The 6,237-nt window shown below is 49.7% G+C and carries 7 protein-coding genes; all 7 read left to right on the top strand.

The window, feature by feature from the left end; all coding sequences use genetic code 11:
* The coding region (locus tag RYB09_RS12970) for a hypothetical protein (protein WP_316888757.1) at nt 1-658 on the top strand (658 nt) is incomplete at its 5' end.
* A gap of 6 nt (nt 659-664) precedes the next feature.
* Nucleotides 665-1,297 (top strand): hypothetical protein, encoded by a 633-nt coding sequence (locus tag RYB09_RS12965; protein WP_122280840.1) that lies wholly within the window; start codon nt 665-667, stop codon nt 1,295-1,297.
* A 262-nt stretch (nt 1,298-1,559) separates the two neighbouring features.
* Nucleotides 1,560-1,919, top strand: coding sequence for an IS66 family insertion sequence element accessory protein TnpB (tnpB, locus tag RYB09_RS12960; protein WP_227447907.1), 360 nt, complete (start codon nt 1,560-1,562; stop codon nt 1,917-1,919).
* 456 nt (nt 1,920-2,375) lie between these two features.
* Complete coding sequence (locus RYB09_RS12955; protein ID WP_122280838.1) at nt 2,376-2,876, top strand: DUF5625 family protein; 501 nt, start codon at nt 2,376-2,378, stop codon at nt 2,874-2,876.
* 273 nt (nt 2,877-3,149) lie between these two features.
* Nucleotides 3,150-3,860 carry a calcium-binding protein gene (locus RYB09_RS12950; protein WP_193601290.1) on the top strand — a complete coding sequence of 237 codons (711 nt, stop codon included), beginning with the start codon at nt 3,150-3,152 and terminating at the stop codon, nt 3,858-3,860.
* Between the two features lie 64 nt (nt 3,861-3,924).
* Nucleotides 3,925-4,974 (top strand): calcium-binding protein, encoded by a 1,050-nt coding sequence (locus tag RYB09_RS12945; RefSeq protein ID WP_316888762.1) that lies wholly within the window; start codon nt 3,925-3,927, stop codon nt 4,972-4,974.
* 323 nt (nt 4,975-5,297) lie between these two features.
* Nucleotides 5,298-6,209, top strand: a complete 912-nt coding sequence (locus RYB09_RS12940) for a LysR family transcriptional regulator (protein ID WP_316888752.1) — start codon at nt 5,298-5,300, stop codon at nt 6,207-6,209.
* The last annotated feature ends 28 nt before the right edge of the window (nt 6,210-6,237 follow it).

Raw genomic sequence — 6,237 nt, 5'->3', positions numbered from 1 at the left:
CCAAGGCCTTGAGCGAGTAGGCGATAAACTACTGGCGCAATCCGACCAGCAGGCGGGTGGGTTGATATTTGACGTCGCCAGTGGTTTGATCACCGCAGAAATTGGTGGGTTTGCGGTCAAGTGGGTTGGAGGGAAGTGGGTTAATGCTGGAAATGGGGCAGAAGGGCCAGGTCAGTTCGTTGTGCGCAGTGATAACGATTTCAGCGCAACAGTCAACGGAAACGGCAAACCCAAAGCGTATATCAATGAAAGCGGTGATTTGGTTCCACCCAATATCAACGGAACTGGCAGCGTCCAAACTCACGTGCGTGGTGGCAATTCTGAAAATTCGCCCTATATATCTGTTACTGATCCAAATGCAACGTCGAACCCGAAAATCTACGGTACTGATAAAATTGAGATCGATGTTAAGCGTTTGCAGAAAGACATTGATTCCGGCGCACTCCCAGATACCAAATTTTTGACGAATCAACAGGTGACAGCAGAATTGCAATCGAAAGTGGATGCAGCCCGTGAAAGGTATGCAAGAAACCCATCTGAAAATAATAGTGATTCGCTGATTAATGCGGAGAGAGATTTGGGGAATGCTAAACGCGATGGTGAATGTTTGATTATGGGTTGTGTGCCAGCCGATTATATTAAAAGAGTAAAAGAGTAAGTATTTATGGAGCCGAAAATATACGAGCTGTTGAATAGCATACCAGAGCACGCAGATTATGCCGTGACGGCGGGAGATTTGGATCCGGAGGACATTCCACAGGAAAGAATTGACGCTGTGCTGGATTTGCTCCGTAATGCGACTACCAATGAGGAGCAATTCTTGGCTGCGAAACTACTGACTAGTTGGGGCGTCCATGAGGGCTTGATCGCTTTGGAAGGGAGCATGGAGGAACCTGAAGGCATCGAAGGAACCTATTCTCATCAACTACATGGGTACGACGATACGTACCGTCAAATACTCTTGGCCGTTACTCGGTATTTTGCCAATATGGCTGATCGCGGGGGCGTCGAGGCGGCTAGAGTCCAAATCTACTCTCCGCTATCGAAAATTATTGCTTTGGCGAGTAGTAAGCCGTTCGAAATAGCCAAAGTTTTTGATTTCGTTAGAAGGAAGAACTACCCAGAGTACGTGCCTCTTATTGAAGACCATCTTGCCGCCATAATGGATCATCCTGAAGTGCATCGCTGGAAAATTTATGATGCTATTGACTTTTTGATGGTTTTTAATCCCGATTTCGTTGCGTCTTTACTAAAAGAGAAAAACAAGTCCATTGACGATTTTAGGCCTGTGACGTAAAGACGATAGCCTAGGTGCAAAAGCGACAGGAGATTAGCTAGTTCTGGTGAGAAACCTACCGTTGAGTTATTTGGTGGGAAGAATGCTCAAATTGAAAGAGTTGAATCCAACCTTTCTTACGCAAAAAATGACCGAAATACCTATCAGCAATATGTGGCAGGAAAGTGTGGAGTATCTGTAAGCGCCTCATGAACCCCACATTCCCAACCAGCCATTGACGCTTGATGCTGTGCTCCCGATTCTTTTCAGGAGTCAGCACCTCATGATGCGCCCCGACGCCAAAGTCGAAAAAGTGTACCTCTACTCCAAACCGGTGGACTTTCGAAAATCTATTGACGGCCTGGCTGCACTGGTCGAGCTGGACATCAAAGTTGCCGTGTTCGACCCCGTGCTTTTTGTTTTTCTGAATCGCCCTCGTAACCTAGTGAAAATCCTTTACTGGGAGCGCAACGGCTTCTGCCTTTGGCTCAAGCGCCTGGAGTCCGAGCGTTTCAAAACATCTCCCGATGAGAAAGACGAAGCCATCGTGCTGACGGTTCAGGAACTGAACTGGTTGCTCGACGGTTTTGATCTCTGGCGCAACCGTCCTCATCAGGTTTTAAATCCAAGATTCGTCGCCTGACAGGTATAATCCGGGCATGATTTCCATGCCCGAAGATCTTCCAGATGACCCTGTATTGCTCAAGCAACTGCTCGCCAAAGATGCCTAGCTAAACCCAATTCTCATTTTTTGCTAGGTGGGATTTGTGGCGCGGATACGATTATTTGACTTGGCTTCCTGTAGCAGATTTTTCTGGCGGCCGGTTCCTTTTGGGATTCTCTAGTGTGCTGTAGACGAAAATAACAAAAAGCTATTTCGAGAACAGCATACTAGTGTGGATATCAAGCTATCCCTGGACATGGCGGTGACGGCGGAAGTTAAGACCAGCAAGCAGCGGGTGATGTATATTTCCTGAGTCCGTTACAGCAGCATGTGCAGGAGGATTTGAGAGAACGGTTGTGAAAACCCTTTGGTGGGGGAATGATTTTTCACGTGCATTGATGCGCTGATTTTTACTATATTAGGAGCTGTTCATATATGTCTTTTTTTAAAGGTTTCTTTACGCTGTTGTTATGTGTGCTTTTTGCAGGGTGTTCAGAAAAGGTGTTGATAGTCAAACCTATTGATGTTTCCTTGCCGAGTAAATCTGCGGTCGCACAATTCAAGGTTGGCGAGCGTGGTGGCTATAGGATCGCTCTTTTATTCGTTTGGAGCAAGAATAAATATGAAGCGGATCGACAAGGGAAAGTGTGGGGCGGAGATATGCATAACGGGAAAGGTGTTGCTATTCCTGTTCATTTGCGAATTCTGAAAAATGGGAGCGTTTTTTTTGATGAGGTCGTCATAACTGTAGGTGTTAATTCCGGGCAGGCTTTTGAATATGAGGGTGATTATAAATCTACACAGGTCAGAGATATAAAGCACTTTACTTTTTTGCCAGGTGAGTACACTGTTGAGGTGCTGACCCTTGAGCGGATTGATGCGTTTAGTAATATTGAAAGTTATGTCGAGTTTTCCTATTATAATCGAAAAATTTAAGCTGGATTTCGCGGCATTTATGGAATGGGTTTAATTATGGGGTAAGCGCATAACGTACGTGGATGGGTAAGAGGGTGGAACGTCCATAGAGCATTTTAAAGTGTTTTTTATGAATATGAATGATGTATTGCTGAGTAGTATGGATCTAGTGGGGTGGTGATTGAGTTCAACCTGAAAAGTTTGCCGTTTTAATAATGATGAGCTGAAAGGTAACTGTGACAGTGTTTCTAGATGGGTATACCCCGTAATGACACTTGTCTGCTCTACAGAGGGATGAAGCAGGACTCCATCAATGACTCCGATACGACCGCTGGCAATGTCGATACCATTAAAGTGGCTGCCGATATCGTTCTTGACGACATCATTGTCAAGCAAGAGCGCTTCGATGTTTATCTCTCCATCAAGGGCACAACTGACTGGATGAAGATTTACAGCTATACCGAACCAGGCTCTCAGATCGAGCGAGTCGAATTCGCCGACGGTACCGTTTGGTCTCCAGCCGACCTCAAACGCCTTTCGAAGGTAGTAGCCAGTGAAGGGGCAGATATGCTCTATGGAGACGATGCTAGTGAGCAGATCGACGGTTTGGGGGGGAACGATCAGATCTATGGTCTTGCTGGCAACGATGTGCTTCTGGGCGGCGCAGGCTATGACTTGCTTGATGGCGGAATGGGGCTAGATACGCTGGATGGTGGCGCTGGTAATGACATGCTTTATGGCGGCTCCGGCAATGACACGTATCTGTTTCAGCGTGGCGGCGGTCAGGATGTGATCTACGATCGCGACTGGACCGCTGGCAATATCGACACGATCAAACTGGCATCAGGTATTGTTTCAACCGATATCAAGTTTTCGCGCGCAGGAAACAATCTTGAGCTGGCGATTATCGGTACATCGGACAAGATAACGGTTCGTGACTGGTTTTATTCTGCCGATTCGCAGGTCGAACAGGTCAGTTTGCGGATGGCACACTCTGGGATATAGCCGCCCTGAACGCGATGGTCAAAGGCGTTGCAACTGAAGGCAACGACGTCCTGCAAGGGGAGGAATCTGTCGCAGATACCCTGAACGGATTGGGGGGGACGATACACTTTACGGTCTGTCGGGTAATGACACGCTCAATGGCGGTGCCGGCAACGACACGCTTTACGGTGGTGCAGGTGCGGATACCCTTGATGGTGGCGCCGGCAATGACAACCTTTATGATGACGCTGGTAACGACACCTATCTTTTCTATCGTGGAGCCGGGCAGGACTGGATCAGTGATTACGACAGTTCTGCAGGCAATCTGGATGTCATCAAGATCGCCGACAGTCTCACGCCTGCCGATATCCAGCTCAGCCGCAGTACGTATGATCTGTATGTAGGCATCGCAGGGTCAGCCGACAAGCTTACGGTGTCTGGATGGTTCTCTAATACATCGACCCAGGTCGAGCAGATTCAGTTCTCCGATGGAACAACCTGGGGGGCTGATGTGATCGCAACAATGAGTAGCGGTACGGCCAGTCAGGGCAACGATGTCCTCTATGGTAATGACGCTCTGGCTGATTCGTTGGCGGGTCTGGATGGCAACGACGAACTTCACGGGTTAGGCGGCAACGACTTCCTGTCGGGAGGGGGAGGTAACGACCAGCTTTACGGTGATGCGGGCAACGACACTCTGACAGGTGGGACCGGCAATGATCGGCTGGACGGCGGAAGGGGTAGCGATCTCTACCAATTCGAACGGGGCGACGGTCAGGACGTGATCGATGATTTTGATCCTGATGCAAACACCGATGTCCTTAAATTCGGTGCCGGTATCTCTGCCGATCAGCTGTGGTTCACTAAGAAAGGTTGGGATCTGGAGGTCAGTGTCATCGGCACGGAGGATAAAGTGACTGTGTCCGCATGGTCGTTCTGGGGCGCTGGCAGCTGGGAGAAGGCTCAGCAGATCGAGCAGTTCCGCACCGATGATGGCAAGGTCCTGCTGGGAGGGCAGGTTGATCAACTGGTAGAAGCCATGGCGGCTTTTGCACCGCCGGCTGCCGGTGAACTTAAGTTGTCCGAGAGTTACCAGGCATCATTGAACGCGGTGATTGCGAGCAACTGGCAATAACAGTAATTCAGGCTGTCGTACCCGGAGGTACGGCAGCCTGAAGCGTTCTCTGTCATTAATACGTTGCGCGAGTGGGCTAAGCACTAATCCCGCTAGTTATAATTCAAAGAAACTACTCCGGACACCCCCGTCCCAAATCATCCGAACCCCTCTCCGTAATACCCACCCGCCAATAATCTAAACTACCCCACGGCACCCGCTCGCTCTTCGGGCCTGAGGAAGTTATCAGCATTATCCTTATCGTTCTGCACGTCTGCCACTACTCATCGTCGATACGTAATGAAGACTTTTATTCGCGCGAACCGTATAAGGACATGACTTGAATGACAATGACTCCATTGGATGGATCAGTTTCCCTTGACGTTAATAACCTGTTCAGAAAACCGAAAGTCTGTTTTGACTGGGAGGACTTGCATTACTTCGTGATGTTTTCCGCCATCCGTTCCTTGAGCGGCGCTGCCCGGGTGCTGGGTGTGGAGCACGCTACTGTTTCACGGCGTATCGCTTCGCTGGAAAAGTCCCTGAATGTAAAGCTTGTCGACCGTCGCAAGCGGTTGTACGAACTGACTGATGAAGGCCGGCGTCTGGCGGCTATCGGGCGGCAGATCGAGGCGCAGACCCAGGCCATTGGCCGATTGGCTGTTGCAGCGCAGGTGGTTCAGGGTGTGGAAGTGACCATCAGCGCGCCGCCATCGGTGGCGGTTGAGAAGCTGGTGCCGCAACTGGGGGCGTTTCGTGCCATGCACCCCGGCATTGTGCTGCGCTTGTTGGGGGATCATCAGTATTCGTCGTTATCCAGTTGCCAGTCTGACTTGTGCATACGGTTTTCCAGACCTGTTGAAAGTGGCATCGTCGCACGACGTATCGGGACCGCCTCATTTTCATTTTATTGCGCACGTTTTTATCTGGAGGAGCGGCGCCCGGAGCACTATGAATTTATTGCCTACGACAATGAACTGATGAGCGACAGTCAGAACGGTTGGCTCAGAAATATTGTCGGTGAACGCCCCTTCGTGCTGGAAGCCAAAACAGTAGAACTGCAAATTCGCGCCGCTGAAACCGGTGTGGGCATTGCCTTGCTTCCAAGTTTTGCGGTAGAGGCGAACTCTCGTCTTTGCCGGGTAGAGCTGTCGGCACCGCTGGAGGTCGATGTCTGGCTGGGCGTGCATGAAGACTTGCGTGCGGTGGCTTCCATTCAGGCCGCGATGAATTATGTAGAAAGCTGTTATCGCTAGTCGGGCCAGTGACAGAAATCCATATTTC

This window comes from Pseudomonas syringae group sp. J254-4, from assembly GCF_032586855.1.
Classification (GTDB): Bacteria; Pseudomonadota; Gammaproteobacteria; order Pseudomonadales; family Pseudomonadaceae; genus Aquipseudomonas; species Aquipseudomonas amygdali.
This window is presented reverse-complemented; position numbering and strand designations above follow the sequence as displayed.

Excerpts from the sequence above, each read along its gene's own strand:
- RYB09_RS12965 (WP_122280840.1), top strand. The coding sequence starts at position 665 with ATGGAGCCGAAAATATACGAGCTGTTGAATAGCATACCAGAGCACGCA.
- tnpB (WP_227447907.1), top strand. The coding sequence starts at position 1,560 with ATGATGCGCCCCGACGCCAAAGTCGAAAAAGTGTACCTCTACTCCAAA.
- RYB09_RS12955 (WP_122280838.1), top strand. The coding sequence starts at position 2,376 with ATGTCTTTTTTTAAAGGTTTCTTTACGCTGTTGTTATGTGTGCTTTTT.
- RYB09_RS12950 (WP_193601290.1), top strand. The coding sequence starts at position 3,150 with ATGAAGCAGGACTCCATCAATGACTCCGATACGACCGCTGGCAATGTC.
- RYB09_RS12940 (WP_316888752.1), top strand. The coding sequence starts at position 5,298 with ATGACAATGACTCCATTGGATGGATCAGTTTCCCTTGACGTTAATAAC.